The sequence below is a fragment of the Paenibacillus sp. J22FR5 genome (genome assembly GCF_059691975.1).
Genome location: NZ_JCAUAN010000014.1, coordinates 39,395 through 58,298, shown reverse-complemented (window position 1 = coordinate 58,298; position 18,904 = coordinate 39,395). Strand labels below are relative to the sequence as shown.

At 45.2% G+C, this 18,904-nt stretch carries 12 protein-coding genes; 11 read left to right on the top strand and 1 reads right to left on the bottom strand.

Going from position 1 to position 18,904, the window contains the following annotated elements:
• Positions 1-125 precede the first annotated feature (125 nt).
• The 11 genes from AC58P7_RS18535 to AC58P7_RS18485 all read left to right on the top strand — a co-directional run bounded on the left by AC58P7_RS18535 (position 126) and on the right by AC58P7_RS18485 (position 17,696).
• The gene (locus AC58P7_RS18535) at positions 126-1,166 is read left to right on the top strand and encodes an ABC transporter substrate-binding protein (protein WP_497345387.1); all 1,041 of its coding nucleotides are present in this window, start codon (positions 126-128) and stop codon (positions 1,164-1,166) included.
• A 102-nt stretch (positions 1,167-1,268) separates the two neighbouring features.
• Positions 1,269-2,777 carry a sugar ABC transporter ATP-binding protein gene (locus AC58P7_RS18530; RefSeq protein WP_497345385.1) on the top strand — a complete coding sequence of 503 codons (1,509 nt, stop codon included), beginning with the start codon at positions 1,269-1,271 and terminating at the stop codon, positions 2,775-2,777.
• Between the two features lie 4 nt (positions 2,778-2,781).
• Positions 2,782-3,813 carry an ABC transporter permease gene (locus tag AC58P7_RS18525; protein ID WP_497345383.1) on the top strand — a complete coding sequence of 344 codons (1,032 nt, stop codon included), beginning with the start codon at positions 2,782-2,784 and terminating at the stop codon, positions 3,811-3,813.
• Positions 3,806-4,768 carry a galactofuranose ABC transporter, permease protein YjfF gene (gene yjfF / locus AC58P7_RS18520; protein WP_497345381.1) on the top strand — a complete coding sequence of 321 codons (963 nt, stop codon included), beginning with the start codon at positions 3,806-3,808 and terminating at the stop codon, positions 4,766-4,768. The genes AC58P7_RS18525 and yjfF overlap by 8 nt, the downstream gene beginning before the upstream one ends.
• A 388-nt stretch (positions 4,769-5,156) precedes the next feature.
• The gene (locus AC58P7_RS18515) at positions 5,157-8,603 is read left to right on the top strand and encodes an endo-1,4-beta-xylanase (RefSeq protein WP_497345380.1); all 3,447 of its coding nucleotides are present in this window, start codon (positions 5,157-5,159) and stop codon (positions 8,601-8,603) included.
• A gap of 397 nt (positions 8,604-9,000) precedes the next feature.
• Entirely contained in the window at positions 9,001-10,692 is a 1,692-nt protein-coding gene (locus AC58P7_RS18510) for a type 2 periplasmic-binding domain-containing protein (RefSeq protein WP_497345378.1), read from the top strand.
• A gap of 66 nt (positions 10,693-10,758) precedes the next feature.
• Positions 10,759-11,739: an ABC transporter permease gene (locus tag AC58P7_RS18505; protein WP_497345376.1), complete on the top strand. Its 981-nt coding sequence runs from the start codon at positions 10,759-10,761 to the stop codon at positions 11,737-11,739.
• 13 nt (positions 11,740-11,752) lie between these two features.
• Positions 11,753-12,664, top strand: coding sequence for a carbohydrate ABC transporter permease (locus AC58P7_RS18500; RefSeq protein WP_497345374.1), 912 nt, complete (start codon positions 11,753-11,755; stop codon positions 12,662-12,664).
• Between the two features lie 128 nt (positions 12,665-12,792).
• Positions 12,793-14,313: a response regulator gene (locus AC58P7_RS18495; RefSeq protein WP_497345372.1), complete on the top strand. Its 1,521-nt coding sequence runs from the start codon at positions 12,793-12,795 to the stop codon at positions 14,311-14,313.
• Between the two features lie 25 nt (positions 14,314-14,338).
• Positions 14,339-16,162: a sensor histidine kinase gene (locus tag AC58P7_RS18490; protein ID WP_497345370.1), complete on the top strand. Its 1,824-nt coding sequence runs from the start codon at positions 14,339-14,341 to the stop codon at positions 16,160-16,162.
• Positions 16,155-17,696 carry a response regulator transcription factor gene (locus AC58P7_RS18485; RefSeq protein ID WP_497345368.1) on the top strand — a complete coding sequence of 514 codons (1,542 nt, stop codon included), beginning with the start codon at positions 16,155-16,157 and terminating at the stop codon, positions 17,694-17,696. The genes AC58P7_RS18490 and AC58P7_RS18485 overlap by 8 nt, the downstream gene beginning before the upstream one ends.
• Positions 17,697-17,850: 154 nt before the next feature.
• Here AC58P7_RS18485 and AC58P7_RS18480 read toward each other — a convergent pair whose 3' ends face one another.
• Entirely contained in the window at positions 17,851-18,672 is an 822-nt protein-coding gene (locus tag AC58P7_RS18480) for a helix-turn-helix transcriptional regulator (RefSeq protein ID WP_497345366.1), read from the bottom strand.
• Positions 18,673-18,904: the final 232 nt, after the last annotated feature.

Here is an 18,904-nt window from a genome sequence, read left to right as displayed (position 1 = left end):
AATATGTTCCCAATCATAAAAATTTATAAAAAGCGAAAAGGAAACTCCGTATACCTACGAACTGCTCACATTCTATAATTTAAGTACACCAAAGGGAACTGGTGAAAAAAGGGAGGAATAAGAAAATGAAATCGAAGAAGACAATTGGGGTTCTACTCTCATCCGTAATGATTATGATTTTAGCTGGTTGTGGTACTACAGCAAGTAGCGGGAAGACAGATACTAGTAAACCACAGGCAACGCCTGCAGCTAGTGCAAGTGCTACAACAGTACCTGTACCTGCTAATAAAAAAATTACACTAGGTTTCGCTCAAGTAGGTGCAGAGAGTGGCTGGCGTTCAGCGAATACGAAATCAGTTCAAGATTCTTCTAAAGAAGCCGGGTTTGATCTGAAGTTCTCGGATGCCCAACAAAAACAAGAAAACCAAATTAAAGCAATCCGTACATACATTCAACAAAAGGTTGATGTCATTAGCTTTTCTCCTGTCGTTGAATCCGGTTGGGATACCGTCCTGAAAGAAGCGAAGGATGCAGGAATTCCTGTCATTCTAACGGACCGTGCTGTAGATTCCAAAGATACATCACTATATAAAACATTTATTGGTTCTGATTTCGTCGAAGAAGGACGCAGTGCAGGCAAATGGTTGGTTGATTACTACAAGGATGCGAAAGATCCAGTAAATATCGTTGAGCTTCAAGGTACGACAGGCTCAGCACCAGCCAATGATCGCAAAGCAGGATTTGGTGAAATCATTAAGTCCAATCCGAATTTGAAAATCATCGCTTCTCAAACTGGTGACTTTACGCGTGCCAAAGGTAAGGAAGTCATGCAAGCGTTTCTAAAAGCAAATAAAAATATCAATGTGTTGTATGCACATAACGACGATATGGCTCTTGGTGCCATCCAAGCCATCGAAGAGGCGGGACTTAAACCAGGCAAAGATATCATTATTATCTCCATTGATGGCGTGAAAGATGGCTTCGTTGCAGCAAGTGAAGGAAAAATTAACTTTATCGTCGAGTGTAATCCATTGCTCGGGCCACAATTAATGCAAGCTGTTCGTGATGTTCTTGATGGAAAAGAAATTCCTAAGCGTATTGTAACGAAAGAAGGCGTGTTTACATCTGTAGATGCGAAGCGTGAGCTGCCTAATCGTCAATATTAATACTTGAATTTATCGTTTGGACTGATAAACAAATGGGAGGAGCTACTCCATCTGATACTAGATAGGAGTAGCTCTCTCTATATAAAAGAGAGGAGTGGCGGAATGAATAACCGAGTGCCAGTATTGCAAATGACAGGGATTCATAAGCAATTCCCAGGTGTAAAAGCACTAACCAACGTGAATTTCAGATTATTTCCTGGTGAAGTTCATGCCTTGATGGGTGAAAATGGTGCAGGGAAATCGACGCTGATTAAAGTACTTACAGGTGTGTACGCCATTGATCAAGGTCATGTTGAACTGGATCATAAACACATCAAAATTAATAGCCCGCAGGATGCCCAGAATGCGGGAATCAGCACGGTGTATCAAGAGGTCAATCTATGTTTGAATCTTTCGGTTGCGGAAAATATCTATATCGGGCGTGAACCCCGTCGTTTCGGTCGTATATTGTGGAAAGAAATGAACCATAATGCTGCACAGCTTCTAAAAAAAAGAATGAATCTTGATATTGATGTCACACAACCCCTAAACGCCTATTCGGTTGCTGTGCAGCAGTTGATTGCGATAGCTAGAGCTTTAAGCATCTCTGCTAAAATTCTTATTTTGGATGAACCAACCTCCAGCTTAGATAGAGGCGAGGTGATTCAATTGTTTTCTGTCATGACAAGATTGAAGAGTGAAGGCTTAGCGATTCTTTTCGTCACGCATTTCTTGGATCAAGTCTATGATATTTCTGATCGAATAACCATTCTCCGAAACGGAGAGTTTATTGGGGAGCATCTAGCGAAAGAACTTCCTCGTATAGAGCTTGTATCGAAGATGATCGGGAAAGAGCTTGAGCTTCTTGAGGCAATTCCACACGCGACGACGCAGTTTAGAACTCAGGATGAAGTATTGGTTCAGGCAGCGAATTTAGGGAAAAAGGGTTCGATAGAACCGCTAGACTTATCTATTCATAAAGGAGAGATCGTCGGTCTGGCGGGTTTGTTAGGCTCCGGTCGAACAGAGTTAGCGAGATTACTCTTCGCAGCAGATCGAGCTGATTCCGGCGATTTGATGGTTGCGGGGGCAAAGGCGGCGATTCACACGCCGAGGCAAGCCATTGACCAAGGGATCGCATTTTGCTCTGAGAATCGCAAATTGGAAGGGATTATAGACGAATTAACCGTTCGAGAAAATATCATTTTGGCTCTTCAGGCATCTAAGGGATGGTTTAAGGCGATACCACGTAAACGTCAAGATGAGATTGCGGCAGAATATATCCGTGCTCTAAATATTAATCCACCCAACCCTGATCATCTGATCAAAAATTTAAGTGGCGGCAATCAGCAGAAGGTGCTGCTGGCACGTTGGCTGCTGACAGATCCGAAGCTGTTGATTCTTGATGAACCTACAAGAGGCATTGATATCGGGGCTAAAGCTGAAATTCAGAAGCTTGTTATGTCACTTGCCCGCCAGGGCATGTCCGTCCTATTTATTTCTTCAGAGCTTGAGGAAGTAGTCAGGATTAGCCATAAGATTGTTGTTCTGCGAGATCGGCATAAGATACAAGAAATGAGCGGCGGCGTGATCAGCCAGAGCCATGTCATGAAGGCCATAGCGGGAGGGTAAGTATATGTTGAAACATCATTTATTTTGGCCATTAGCATTCTTGGGTGCGCTGTTACTGTTTAATTTCATCTATTCACCTGATTTCTTCGCGATAAAAATGAGGGACGGTCATTTATATGGCAGCCTGATTGATATTTTGAATTTCGGTTCTCCTTTAATTATTGTAGCCATCGGGATGACACTCGTCATTGCTGCTACGAAGGGTGTTGACCTTTCAGTCGGTTCAGTTGTTGCCATCTCAGGGGCGATATCTTGTTTGAGCATTAGCAAGGACATTGGCGGAAATGATCTGAACAGTATGTTTATTGCTATAGGCATATCGCTAGTCATTGCGATTATTTTAGGCTTATGGAACGGCTTCTTGGTCGCGAAAATTGGTATTCAACCGATTATTGCTACGCTGATCCTCATGGTATCAGGCCGTGGTGTTGCACAACTCATTACGAGCGGTCAAATTATTACGATTAACAGTCAGCCTTATAAGTATATCGGGACAGGTTCGCTGGCTACTCTTCCGTTTTCCATTTTTATCGTCGCAGCTGTGTGTGTAGTTGCCTTTGTATTAACGAGAAAGACAGCACTCGGCCTATTCATTGAATCCGTTGGTTGTAAACCGATTGCCAGTAACCTTGCTGGTATTAGATCCAAAACGGTTATGCTTGTCGTTTATATGTTTTGCAGCTTATGTGCTGGTATTGCAGGTTTGATTCTCAGCTCCAACGTAGCTAGCGCGGATGGGAATAACGCAGGACTTTGGTATGAGCTGGACGCAATACTAGCGGTTGTCATTGGCGGAACGTCTCTAAATGGGGGACGCTTTTACCTCATCGGAACTTTGATTGGGGCACTTATTATTCAAACGCTGACGACGACGATTTATATGATTGGTGTTCCACCGGAAATTACTTTAGTTGTAAAAGCATTTGTTGTTCTCATTGTTTGCTTAATTCAATCGGAAGCATTCCGCAAAGCCATCGTAGCTCGATGGAAAACGCGTCATTATCCTGCTGAACGGGAGGTCAAACAGCATGCTTAAACGACAACATATCCCAATTTTAGTCACCATCGGACTATTTGCCATCATGTTTGCTATCGGCTCTTTCCGATATACAGGTTTCTTTTCCTTGCAGGTACTAATGAACCTATTGGTCGATAATGCCTTCCTTTTAATTACGGCAGTTGGTATGACGTTTGTCATCATATCAGGCGGTATTGACTTGTCTGTCGGTTCCATGATTGCATTAACGACCATGATCTCGGCAAGTTTAGTTCAGGCTGGATGGTCTCCAGGAATTGTCATTCCATTCGTCTTGGTGATCGGATCGTTATTTGGCTGGGGAATGGGCGCGATTATTCATTACTTCAAGATTGAGCCATTTATTGTAACCTTATCGGGCATGTTTCTGGCTCGGGGGCTTTGCTACATCATTAGCACGGATACCATAACCATAGATAATGCGTTCTATACGAGTGTTGCACAGACGAAAGTGAGCTTGCCAGGCGGTAACTTTATTTCCATTAGTGTCATCATTGCCATGTTGGTTATCTTTTTAGGGTTTTATATCGCACATTATACCCGATTTGGCAGAAATACGTATGCATTAGGTGGGAGTGAACAATCGTCCTTATTAATGGGGCTGCCAGTTGGGCGAACCAAAATGCTGGTTTACGCATTTAGCGGATTTTGCTCATCATTAGCAGGTGTTGTCTTTACCTTCTATATGCTTTCTGGTTATGGATTGCATGCCATGGGTATGGAATTAGACACCATCGCGGCCGTCGTTATCGGAGGCACATTGCTAACCGGTGGGGTGGGGTATATCGTTGGGACCTTCTTCGGTGTCATGATTCAAGGGGTTATTCAAACGATTATTAGTTTTGAAGGCACGCTAAGCTCATGGTGGACGAAGATTGTCATAGGTATTTTATTATTTATGTTTATTCTTTTGCAGCGCGTCTTAAGTGAACGAAGTTGGTTGCAGCGAAGGTAGAAGATGAGAAAGAACATGAGCAGGGCGGGACGAAATTTGATGCTAGCCTTACGAGAAATCGTAGGGCTATTTGATTTCCAGTATGTTAGTAATGTTATCACCTTAAAATACTTTGGAAATTGGTTGGGTAGGACTTATGGTATACCCACTTGGCTCTCCAACATCAGTTCCTGTCGAATAAAAGGATAAAGTAATCAGAAGAATATGTAACACTGCGCGCTTTCCAAATAGTTCTATAAAATATGGAGTATTCTTCTTTAATTCATGTAGTTGTAAAGCGCTTTCTTTTCAATTACGATCGGAATGAAATCTGGAGAAGGAGGTCTTATGTGGCAAAAGGAGATCGCTTATATCGCTTTACCAAAATACTGTAGGGGGAATGCAACGAATGGGTAGATGGCTCAAGCAAGTCTTATCGGTCTCACTCACAGTAGGTTTACTTATTCCGTCAGGGTGGCTGGCTCCCGTTGCTCATGCTGCAACGACGACTTCCGATAACGTTACGATTTATCACGAAACCTTCGCGAATGGTAAGGGCACTGCAACTCAGGCGGGTGGCGCTACTTTGACTCCTGTTACCGGCAAGACCTTCACCGGCAACGATGACGGCGCAGCACTGTATGTTAGCAACCGCTATAACAACTGGGACGCGGCCGATTTCAAATTCGCCGACTTGGGTATGCAGAACGGGCAAACCTACACAGTCACCGTGTCCGTTTTTGTTGACCCTGATGCGACGGTACCGACTGGAGCACAGGCTTTCCTTCAAACCATTAACAGCTACGGTTGGCTGGCGGGTGCGAATTATGCAGCCGGTTCCGCGTTAACTTTGACGAAAGAATTTACCGTGGATACCAGCAAGGATACCGCTCTGCGTGTTCAATCTAACAGTGAGGGCGCAACCGTTCCCTACTACATCGGGGATGTGTTGATCACGAAGAAGGTGGATACGACCTCTACGGACCCGGTAAGACCTCCCGCCATTCCCTTCAACCCCATAACCTTTGAGGATCAGACCTCAGGCGGTTTCGCAGCACGTGGAAGCAGCGAACAGCTCACGGTAACCAACGAAGCCAATCATACCCCTATTGGTTCTTACGCTCTGAAGGTCGAGGGAAGAACCCAGTCCTGGAACGGTCCGTCCTTGCACGTAGAGAAGTATGTAGACAAGGGCTACGAATACAAGATTACGGCTTGGGTCAAATTGATCTCGCCGGATAACTCTCAACTCCAGCTGTCCACCCAGATTGATCAGGGCAGCAGCGCGAACTACGTTACACTTTCTGGGAAGACCGTTAGCAAGAACGACGGCTGGGTGCAGCTTCAAGGAACCTACCGCTACAACAACGTAAGCAGCGAATATCTGACGATCTATGTAGAGAGTTCCAACAATGCGACCGCTTCTTTTTATGTCGATGATGTCACCTTCGAAAGATCAGGCTCCGGCCCTGTCTCGATTCAAAAGGATCTGACCCCGATCAAGGAGGTTTATAAGAACGACTTCTTGATCGGCAACGCCATTACAGCGGAGGATCTGCAAGGAGTCAGGCTGGACCTGCTGAAGCTCCACAACAGCATTGCTACCGCAGGCAATGCAATGAAGCCGGATGCGCTGCAGCCTACGAAGGGCAACTTTACCTTCACCGCCGCTGATGCGATGGTGAATCAGGTTCTCGCTGCGGGGTTGAAGATGCACGGACACGTCCTGGTATGGCATCAGCAGTCTCCCGCTTGGTTGAACACCACTACAGATGCACAGGGGAACACGATCCCATTGAGCCGAGATGAAGCTCTTACGAACTTGCAGACCCATATCCAAACGGTCATGGAGCATTTCGGCAGCAAGGTGATTTCTTGGGACGTTGTTAATGAAGCCATGAACGATAACCCGTCCAACCCGGCGGATTATAAAGCTTCGCTGCGTAAAACCCCCTGGTATCAAGCAATCGGGTCCGATTACATAGAGCAGGCATTCCTGGCTGCAAGAGCCGTGCTGGACGCGCATCCGGATTGGAGCCTCAAGCTGTACTACAACGATTACAACGATGACAATCAGAATAAAGCTGCAGCCATCTACAATATGGTGAAAGATATCAATGATCGATATGCACTGACACACTCCGGAAAACTCCTCATTGACGGCATCGGCATGCAAGCGCATTACTCCGTAAGTACGAATCCGGACAATGTGAAGCTGTCCTTGGAGAAGTTCATTTCCTTGGGTGTAACCGTAAGCATTACCGAGCTTGATATTCAAGCCGGCAGCAACTATACGCTTACCGACAAACAAGCAACGGCTCAAGGTTATCTGTATGCACAGTTGTTTAAGCTCTTTAAGAGTCATGCCGCCAATATCGAGCGTGTGACCTTCTGGGGTATGGATGACAACACGAGCTGGAGAGCTTCCGCCAACCCGTGTTTGTTTGATAAGAACCTACAAGCCAAACCGGCTTACTACGGAGTCATTGATCCGGATAAGTTTATGGCGGAGCATGTGCCTCAATCAGCAAACGCAAACGTATCGAACGCCGTTTTTGGCACACCTGCTATCGACGGAACCGTTGACGCCGTTTGGAATCAAGCTTCTTCCTTGCCGGTTAACCGGTATCAGATGGCTTGGCAAGGTGCTGCCGGAGTGGCTAAGGCCCTATGGGATGACCAAAACCTGTATGTCCTGATCCAGGTTACGGACTCGCAGCTGAACAAGACCAACGTAAACGCATGGGAACAAGATTCCGTTGAAGTGTTCGTGGACCAAAACAATGCGAAAACTTCCTACTATCAAGACGATGATGGTCAGTACCGTGTGAACTATACCAACGAAGCCTCCTTCAGTCCGTCAAGCATTGCTAATGGTTTCGCATCGGCAACCCAGGTTTCCGGTACGAACTATACAGTTGAAATGAAGATTCCATTGAATAAGGTCATGCCGGATAACGACAAGAAAATAGGCTTTGATGTACAGATTAACGACGCCAAAGACGGTTCCCGTCAAAGCGTTGCTGCCTGGAACGATACGACCGGAACCGGATATATGGACACATCCATTTATGGTGTGCTGATTCTCACCGGGAAGCCCCCGGTTGACACGGTACCCCCGGTAACTACGGACAACGCCCCGACCGGATGGCAGACCCACCCCGTGGACGTGAGCCTCCAAGCGAACGATGAAGGCAACGGGGGTGCCTCCACGTATTACAGCTTGGACGGAGCAGCATATACCTCCGGCAATTCCCTTTCGATCTCTTCGGAGGGTATTCACACGCTTCGTTACTACAGCATGGACCTGGCAGGTAACAAGGAAGCGGCGAAGGAGAAGGTCATTCAGATCGATCTGAATGCACCTACTGTCAAGACGCTGGACATCACGAAGATTCTGATTAGTGATGCTTTTACATATCCAATACGGGTATCGGATGCAACTAGCGGATTGGACACGGTTTCCGTCACGCTGGACGGCAAGCCTGCTTCCAACCCAGTTGAATCAAAACCCTTTAGTCTATCCATCGGAGCACATCCTATAGTCGTAACGGCGACCGACAAAGCGGGGAATTCTGTTTCGGTCACGCGCCAAATTACTGTTTATATGGATGCGGACCATCTGGACGTTTTGTTCCAAGCAGGCAGCGACAACGGCTTCATTAGCAAACCAGAGCTATTGAACAGCTTGTTGGCTAAGGTGAAGCAGGTGCAAGCGGCCGGCAGCGACGCCAAGAAGGCAGGCAATGCCCTGAACGCTCTTGGCAATGAAGTGAAAGCCCAGACGGGCAAAGGATTGGATGCCGATTACGCGGCATTGGTGCAGAGAATCCTTCAGTCCCTGGCTGGCTTATAAGCAGTCCTGCTACGGGCTGCACAAAGCTGTCTTATGGACAGGCAGCGAGTTGCTATAGCACGCACTTTTAGCAGGAAATCAACAACCGCAGAAACAGTCTATTGATGCGACGAGGCTGTTTCTGCGGGTATTTAAGTTGTGAGATTAAGCCAGTGCGTGGCGAAAGATTGTCTGAATTCTCATCACGAGGATAGAACTATATCACCATATATTTATCTCGCCACTCCTGATAAAATAGATGGAATTGGTTTACATGACTGCAATTCGTAGGGGTAAGACCTTTAGTTTGTGAATTGTAAGCGTATTCTTGAAAAGTATAATTAATAGTGTAAGCAAATAAGTGATTGACCTATACCATAATGAATCTTCATGGAGACAATAAGGGAGGATTAGAAAAATGGTTATGCAAGTAAAACGACAAGCTTTAGCTGTAATGGTACCCGTTCTAGCGTTAGGACTGACGCTCTCAGCCTGCAGCAACACGAACTCGAAGGATGCTGATGTTGTAAATAGCTCCGCTTCACCTAGCGGTAGTCAAACAACTACTCCTGCGGCAACGAAAAACGACGCAATTAAACCAGTTACATTGTCTTTGTTCATTGACAGCCCCTTTCAACAGCCTACTCCTGACAACAAGATCTACAAGATGATAAAAGATAAAACAGGCGTTAGCCTAAAGATGGAGTTTCTGGTCGGTGACCTGCAGCAGAAGCTGGGCGTCATGATTGCAGGCGGCGATTATTCGGATATTATGACTGGAAACGATAAACTGATTGCGGCGGGGGCTTTTGTTCCTCTTGAGGATCTGATTGACAAGTATGCGCCGAATCTGAAGAAGCACTATGCAGCTGTATGGAATCAGATCAAGGATCCTGCAAGCGGTCACATTTATGTTCTGCCAAATTACAGTGTGTTCAGTGGTCAATTTAACGAAACCACGTATGAAGGCCCTGGATTTTATCTTCAAAAGGATGTCTTGAAGGAATTGGGTTATCCAACGCCCAAAACGTTAGATGATTATTTCGATATCATTGCTAAATACAAAGCCAAACATCCAGATATGATCGGGTTCGAGACGCTGAACTTCGACTGGAGAACCTTCCCGCTGCAGAATCCGCCGGAACATTTATCCGGTCACCCGAATGACGGCGGTGTGATCGTCGAAAACGGAAAAGCGCAAGTTTTTGCGGATAAAGACATTGCCAAGACGTACTACAAAAAGCTGAATGAGATCAATGCGCAAGGCTTGATGGACAGGGAAGCTCTGGTACAGAACTATGATCAGTACTTGGCCAAAATCGCGAGCGGCCGTGTCATTGGGATGTTCGACCAGCACTGGAACTTCGGCACTGGCGAGCAATCGCTGAAATCACAAAATAAGATCGGAAGCACATACGTCGGGTTCCCGTTACTATATCCGGGAGCCAAAGAGTACTATCGTGACCGTCCTGCATTAAACATTAACCGTGGGTATGGGATTTCGACGAAAGCCAAGGATCCTGTACAAATCATCAAGTTCCTCGATTCACTGATGACGGAAGATTGGCAGAAGACGCTCCAATGGGGCGTTCAAGGCGAGGATTACGAGGTGAAGGATGGTAAGTTCTACCGTACACCTGAAGAGCGGACCAAAGCGGACGATAATACATGGAAGCTAGCGAATAAAGCGGAAGCGTTCTTCTCTAATCTGCCTAAGATGCAAGGGACGTATACGGACGGGAATGCAACGGATCCGGGATCGCAGCCGCAGGAATTCTTCGACAGCCTAAAGCCGCAGGATCAGGAAGTGCTGAAGGCTTACAATCATAAGACATGGGCAGAGTTCTTCAAAATGCCAGCGGATAACCCTGTGTTCTATCCAGCCTGGAGCATCGACCTAGTTGATGGTTCGCCGGCCAAGGTGGCCTATACGAAGTTGAATGACCTTTCTGTGAAGTATTTACCGAAAGCGATTTTGGCCAAGCCGGATGACTTTGAAGGTGTATGGAAGGAATATGTCGATCAGATTTCCAAATCCAACATCAAAGCCTACGAAGATCGCATCAATGATCAGATTAACTGGCGTATTCAGAATTGGAGCAGTAAATAAGTGGATAGAACAAGCAGTAGAGTGGGGGGAGACTCAGGTCTTCTCCGCTTTACTTCCTAGGAGGGGATGTCAGTGGCCGAGACCGTACTGTCCAAAAAACCAAAGAAAAAGCAAAAAATTGATCCGGAAATCGGCGTCGGTTTAAGTTGGAAGACGATAAAAAATCAGAAGCAGTTAATACTGATGTCGTTTCCCATCGTGATTTATATTCTTATTTTTAATTATGTACCGATTTGGGGCTGGTTGATGGCATTCCAGAATTATCGTCCGGCTTTGAAATTTACTAAACAGCAGTGGGTGGGGCTGACGCAGTTTAAATTTTTATTTCAAGATGATACGTTCTTGACGGTGCTTCGCAACACGCTTGCAATGAGTATGATCAATTTGGTTCTAAGCTTTGCAACAGCTATTATATTAGCTCTATTACTGAATGAAATTAAAGTCCGTTTTTGGAAACGGTCCATCCAAACGATTTCTTATCTGCCTCATTTTCTTTCATGGATTATTGCTGCGGGTATTGTAGCGACTTCGCTATCAGTCGATGATGGTATCATTAATCAGTTGTTGATGAAGCTGCACTTCATTAAGGAACCCGTGATGTGGCTTAGTCAAGGTAAGTATTTCTGGGGTATTGTGGGCTTGTCTAATGTGTGGAAAGAGGTGGGATGGAATACCATCATTTACCTTGCAGCTATCACCTCGATTGATCCGTCGCTGTATGAGTCTGCTGGGATCGACGGGGCAAACCGTTACCAGAAGATCCTATACGTCACACTGCCCGGAATCAAGTCGACATTTATCATTCTATTAATCATGAACATCGGACATATCCTAGATGCAGGCTTTGAAATTCAGTATCTGCTCGGCAACGGATTGGTCGTCGATTGGTCGCAAACGATTGATATTTTCGTTCTAAAGTACGGTATTGCTTTGGGCAACTATTCGCTGGCAACTGCCGCAGGTATTTTCAAAACAGTTGTAAGCATAATCCTTATTCTGATTGCAAATTCTACTGCCAAGCGTCTTGGCGAAGAGCGGTTGATATAAAGGAGAGATGACGATGGGAACAACGACAGTGCGCAGAACCCGGATGGAGCCGATTCTGTTCCATACGCTAAACGGCATCTTCATGCTCGTTCTTGTAATAGTAACGCTATATCCGTTCCTTCACACCTTAACGATTTCATTAAATGAGGGTAATGATGCGCTTCGGGGAGGCATCTACTTATGGCCACGTTCGTGGTCGTTGCAAAATTATAAGGCGATTTTCATTTCAGGTACGATTTATCATGCGGCATGGATTTCTGTGGCTCGTACGGTTACAACTACCTTGCTAGGTGTGTTTCTCACTACGATGCTTGCGTACACGCTGGCGCAGCCCCAATATATTTTTCGCAAAATAATCGGTTTAATTTTTGTGTTGACGATGTATTTTAATGCGGGACTTATTCCTAATTATTTTCTGATCAAAAGCCTGGGGCTTCTGAATAACTTCTGGGTGTATGTTTTACCAGGGATGGTGAATGCGTTTAATCTCATTGTGATTCGGACGTATATGCGAACCCTTCCATCAGGTTTGGTTGAGTCAGCGAAAATGGATGGAGCCGGCGATTTCACCATATTTATACGGATCATCTTCCCGCTTTGTACGCCTGTACTAGCCACCATTGCCTTGTTTATAGCGGTCGGATCCTGGAATTCCTGGTTTGATACGTTCTTGTATGCTTCGTCCAATTTGAAACTGAGTACACTTCAGTACGAAATGATGAAACTGCTTGGGTCAACGATGAACAGCAACAACGATCCCGGCCTGTTGGCAGGGGCAAACACGAATCAAACGAAGGCCATGGTGACGCCTTCTTCTATACGTGCAGCTATCACGATTGTGGCTGCGGTTCCGATCCTGTTTGTTTATCCTTTCCTGCAAAGGTACTTTATCGTGGGTATGAATCTAGGAAGCGTTAAGGAGTAGAGAGATAAATAAACAATGATTAATCATTACTAACCGTTTTAGCCTGGTGCTGAGCGGTTTTATTTTGATTCAAGCTAAGCTTTTCCTTTATAATAGCCATATACATCCCCTGAATTGAGGTGATTCCCGTGTTAAGGGTATTGTTTGCCGACGATGAGCCCTACATGCTAGAGGGACTGCGGTCTATGATTGATTGGAATAAGCTGGGTTTTGTTGTGTGCGGTGAAGCGTTGGATGGCGAAGATGCTTTAGCGCTCATAACGTCGACCGAACCTCATTTGGTGCTGACGGATGTTCGAATGCCCGTCATAGACGGATTAGAATTGATTGAACAAGCTTCATGCCTCTATCCGGAAACAAAGTTTATTATTTTGAGTGGCTATGCGGATTTTGAATATGCGAAGAAAGCTATGCGACATGGCGTAGCCAATTATTTGATGAAACCCCTGATTGAAACTGAGCTTGAAAAAGCAGTTGAAGCGGTAGCCGTTACAATCCGTGAAAATGAAACTCGTCGTCAGTACGAAAGCTCAGCTTTGGATCGCATAAGATTGGAAACGATTTCAAGACTGTTGAGAGGTGAAAGAAGGCAGATCTGGATCGAGCAAGCGCATGCCTTGCTGGATCTGGATGAGCATGCCAGATTTCGTTGCCTCCTACTTGAGCCGGATGTTCAAGGAATTTTCAAGCCGGAACTTATTCAAGCTATCCTGGAAACGCTCAATCTCTCTCAAGTTAGTCTGCTACCATTTGGAGTAGGCAAAGAACGCCATGGATTTCTACTGATCTCGGGACCTGAGAGTCGATCACTTTCCCCTGCAGTGACAACTGAGATTATTTACAGAATCCGAAACTGTTGGAGCAGATCTGTTTCGTTTGCTGTCAGCAGCGAACACAAGGGCCCTCACTCGTTAAAAGAAGCATTCTGTGAAGGGCTTATGGCTGAAATTTGCAGGTACCCATCTGAACTTGAAGGGGTTTACTTCTACCAAAGTGAGAGCTTAGAGGAGACTACGGTTGTGCCTGTTGGAATGACGGAGTCCATTCTGGATGCGGTCAGTAATGGAAATCGGGAATCAGTGGGTGACCATGTTCACCATTTATTCGTAGCACTTTCGAGGCAGTCCGTCTCCGTATCGTGGGCGAGTGCTTATCTATCTAACATCAAGTTTGACATCCTCCGCGTCATCATCCATTGCGGCGGGGATCCTGATCAATGGGTCAAAAAATGGTTTGCCCCCACACTTACTACGGATCTTGGTATCTTGGAACGAAGAATAACGCAAGAGTTCCTGCAAGCAGCAGAGTGGATTGGCCAAGAAAAGAGTATAAAGTTAGATGCAGTCATATCCGCTGCGGAAGACTACATCAAATCACATTACAGCGAAAAGCTGCAACTACAGCATGTCGCAGAGTATTTTCGGATGAATTCGGCATATTTTGGCCAGAGGTTTAAGAAACAAGTCGGCCTTACATTTAATGAATTTTTGCATGTCGTACGAATTGACGAAGCCAAAAAATTACTTCGACGTGAAGAACTGAAAATATCCGATATTGCCGGCCGTGTTGGGTACTCGGATTCGGAGCAGTTCGTTTCCAAGTTCAAATCGCTTACTGGCAAGCTACCCTCCGCCTTCAAGAAGGGCTAACCTATGACTAACAAGGAGAACGAAAATGAGCCGGAGATGGAAGTTGTTGGGTACAGTTAATGACATTCCGCTAAAATTCAAGTTTCTGATCATCTATTTGATGTGTGTGCTGCTTCCAATTTTGTGTACTAACAGCTTATTTTACATGCAGGATAGTAAAAATACGGAACGTAGAGAGATGGACAACTTGCGGATTTCTTTGGATCGAGCAGGGAATGAAATCATGCAAATGGTAAACGAAGGTGTTGTGATTGGCAACGCCGTATCCGCTGATCGTGTCTTTAACGAAATGCTCGAATATTCGTATTCTGATAATGTCGCCTATTACGAAGAATATGATAGTTACCTCCGAGATAAATTGGGGCAGTATCCAAACATTTATCCATACATATACTGGATTGGGGTTTATACCACGAATCCAACGCTATCCAACGGTGGTAGCTACTTTATGCTGAAGCCCAATGATTTGCAGAGTGAATGGTACCAAAAGATGAACGAAAAGAAAGATAAGGTGACGGTGACATCTTATCTCGATATCAATCCTATGAATCCCGAGGAGAAGATGGTGTATGTCAGCATCATTCGGAAGCTGGACAATTTCCCAGACCTCATGAAATTCCCAAAATATTTGCGCATAGATATTCGCATGGATAAGTTGCTGGAGTTGTTTGACAAAGAGCGCAATTACTTGCTAATCAAACTTGTAGATGAGGAGAACCGACTTGTTCTGGAATCATCCGGTGCATTTAAAGGCGTAGATGATCTGCTGCCGATTCTACCTGTAAATAGCGAGAATAAGCTGACGGGCTTGCCAGCGAAGAGCTTCGTAAGTCCGCTTGGCACGGCTAGCTACGTGCTAAACTGGCGGCTTATCGGGATTCCAGAGGGAAGTCGGACAGCTGAGGATAGGAGAGCGGTTATCCATTTTTTCACATGGTTGACGCTAACCAGCACGATTATTCCGACGATATTGATCTATATTATTATGCATTCCTTTAATTTCCGGGTCAGAAAGCTTTCTAAGCATATGCAGTTGGTTAAAAACGAGAGATTTGAGCCGATCACCATGTACGAGGGCAAAGATGAGATTGGCGGACTTCTTCGCAGCTTCAATCTCATGACGGAGAAAATCCGCAATTTAATCCATGATGTTTACAAGTTAGAAATTCAAAAAAAAGATTTGGAGCTCGAACGCGTACAGGCTGAGCTGAATTATTTGCAAAGCCAGGTCGATCCACATTTCCTGTTTAATACATTGAACGCGATTCTGGTCGTGTGCAAGAAATATCGATATGAACATGTGACCGAAATCATTCAAAATTTGTCTCAAATTTTGAGAAGGCTACTCAGCTGGAAAGAGGATTTGGTGACGGTTGAAGAAGAGTTGAGTTTCACCGAAATGTATCTTCAGATCGAGAAATTTCGTTTTCAAGACCGGTTTCACTATGAATTGTCTGTCGACGAATCCGTTCTACCCTATCGAATCCCGAAAATGAGTATTCAGTCTCTCGTAGAGAATTCTTGCAAGCATGGGCTCCAATCGGTAAAAGGAAACCGCCGAATACGGATATCCGTAGAGATTGCAGGGACGAAAATGCTCATGAGGGTTGAAGATAACGGGATCGGAATGAACGATGCGAAGCTGGATGAGATTGTTGGGAGCCTGTTCAAAGGTGAGGACAATGGCAAAAACATTGGACTTCGCAATGTGTACCGCCGTCTAAATCTGTTTTACGCGGAGCGTTCTCTGTTCCAAATTGAAAGTATTCCCTATGAGAAGACGAGCGTTACGATTCAAATTCCTCTGAGTCTTATCCAAAAGCAGGAGGAGGTACGAGGACATGTATAAGGTTATGTTTGCTGATGACGAGCCCTTCGCTTTGGAAGGAGTAAGGCTCATGGCCGAGTGGGAAGAGCTTGGCTTTGAGATCGTGGGTATGTGTGAGAATGGCGAAGAAGCGTTCGCTTGTATAGAAACCTACAAACCCGATCTTGTGGTGACCGATATTCGGATGCCGGTGATCGACGGATTAGAATTGATCGATAAAGTGCAAAAGGCAGGCAGTGATCCCGTATTCATCATTTTAAGCGGCTACAACGATTTTGAGTACGCAAGATCAGCTCTGAGGTTTGGAGTTAAGCATTATTTGCTTAAACCGGCCTTAGATAGTGAATGGGATGCCATCCTAGGGCTCGTTATTCAGGAGCTGCAGCAGCGGGAACGGCAAAAGGTACAGCATGACCTCGTTTCTAGTCTGCTAATATCGACCGTACTTGCTCAGATTCTTCGGGGGGAAATATCGGCAGAAGACGAGATGATTAGGGAATCGCTGATGCCCTTGGAACAGGAAGGTCTGGGCTGGAGGTATATCCATATCGAATGGCTGAGTGGATCTAATCAGGAATTGAATACCCACAATTTACATTCACAAAAAGCAATGCTCATCGACTTGTCCGAAAGTCAGAATGGACTTGTCGTGGAGTCGTTCTCGGATATCAAGGAATGGTCTCAAAAGGTATATGATGACCTTCACCAACAGGGTAGCGAATGCTGTCTGTCTATTGGTCCACGAGTTGAAGCTCTGTGTGATATAGCAGATTCCTATGCGGGTGCGCTAGAGGCTTCGGTATATGGTTTCTTTCATTCATTAAGTGGCCCACTGGATTACGAGGCGGTCCGTCACAAGGAAATCAGCTATGATCTCAGAGAGGTAGCCATCGTAGATGAACTACTTAGTGCTCTCGAGATGCTTCAGGAGAAAAGGGTTGAAGAGCTGATCATACATATGTTTCTGATGTTTGCTGTTCATAAAACGGCTCCAGAAGTTGTCCATATGCTGGTTATTCGAATTGTTCTGAAAAGCGCTGCCGTCATGCGGGAGATGGGCATCGATTCGGAGGCGCTGCCTCGGTTTCGTGATTTTACTAGAAGGGAGCATCGTTCCCTAAGTGAAGTGGAGGAATCCTTGCAGCGCTATATGCAGCAGTATTTGAATCAATTGAAGCAGCACAAAGACAAATTCTCAGGCCATCCGCTTCGGGTCATTGAGCGTTATATTCAGGAGCATTTTCGTGAAGCGCTAACGATTAAAGTTATCGGAGAACGCTTCTTCATGAACTCAGTTTACTTGGGTCAGGCGTTTATGAAATGGACAGGGGTTGGCGTCATCGAGTATATTCACGATCTGCGCATTAATGAAGCGAAGCGTATGCTGTGTGAGTCGGAAGAATCGATTCGTGTCATTGCAGAACAGATTGGGTACGCCTACTATCATCATTTCCTCAGGGAATTTGAGAAACGCGTTTCCGACAAACCTGCCGTGTATAGACAGCAAAGCAAAAACTTAAAGAATGGGGGAGAAGAAGCTATAGTCTGGGATTGAAATTACAGTAATTGATAATAGCCCTACGAGAAATCGTAGGGCTATTTAATTTCTCAAGTGGCTCGTCAACATGATTAGGGTCTAGATGGAAGAGAATGTGCCCAATCGAACGCATACCGCTTGATGTTGTTTTGTACTATTCCACAACCCTGGTTCATTCTAAGGTTCTTTTTTGCATGCTAGTCTTTGACGGAGGATAGCCTTTAATGGATCTGAATACATTGCTGAAATAGCTGATGTCTTTGTACCCGCAGCGTTCCGCCACTTCCGAGACCGAAAACCCGCCGCCGGTTAGCATCATTTCCGCGTTGTTGACCCGAATGATGTTGATGAAATGCTTGACGCTGAAGCTCGTGTAGGTTTTGAAGAGCTTGCCGAGATACACTGGATGCAGATTGACCACCTTGGCGACGGTTGCTAAATCTAGCTCATTCGAGTAGTGGTCGATGATGAACTCCTTAACCTTCTCGATCCGGATATCGGAATGGGATTTCGGGGAATGGTGAAAGGAAATCGACAACAATCGGTGGAGAATCAAATGGAAAATGCCCCTCGCAAACATCCGATATCCGGGCTGCATGCCACTCCAAACGCGATTAAATTCAAGGATGTAGTTTAAGATTTCGCTTGAGATTCGATTTTTGGTTACGGTTTCGAACGGAAATCGGATTTTACCGAGGGGCTGCATCAGAGTAAAGTTAAAGGCATAAGAATACATGGGATCGTCTTTGAAGGTATGCGCCTCACGGATGCTTCCTTGAGGAATGTAAAGCATGTCCCCCGCTTCCACCGTGATTTTCTCGCCGTTAACATAATAATTCGATTTTCCTTCGATGATGAAAGTCAGGTCGTGAAAATCTATTTCCTGTCGGATGATTTCCCATTCGGGGAAACAGCGACGGTCGACGAATAAGAAAACCTCAGGGACAATTGATTCGAACTGTTCGAAGTCCATGGCAAAGATCAGCTCCGGCATATTCAGGATCGCTTCCTTTCTCGGGAAAAGGAGGCACTATGTCCATCATAACATGCTGATACGGCGCGCTAAAAGATATTTAATAATTACAAGTTTTCTTGTATTCTTCTATGGTAAAAAAATAGGCTGTTTTGTAAAATAATACTAGATAAATGGTGCATGTGCTACAAATGAAACCGCACCAATTTGCGATGGAAATATTTAATAATTACAGGCTGTATGACTCGAATAA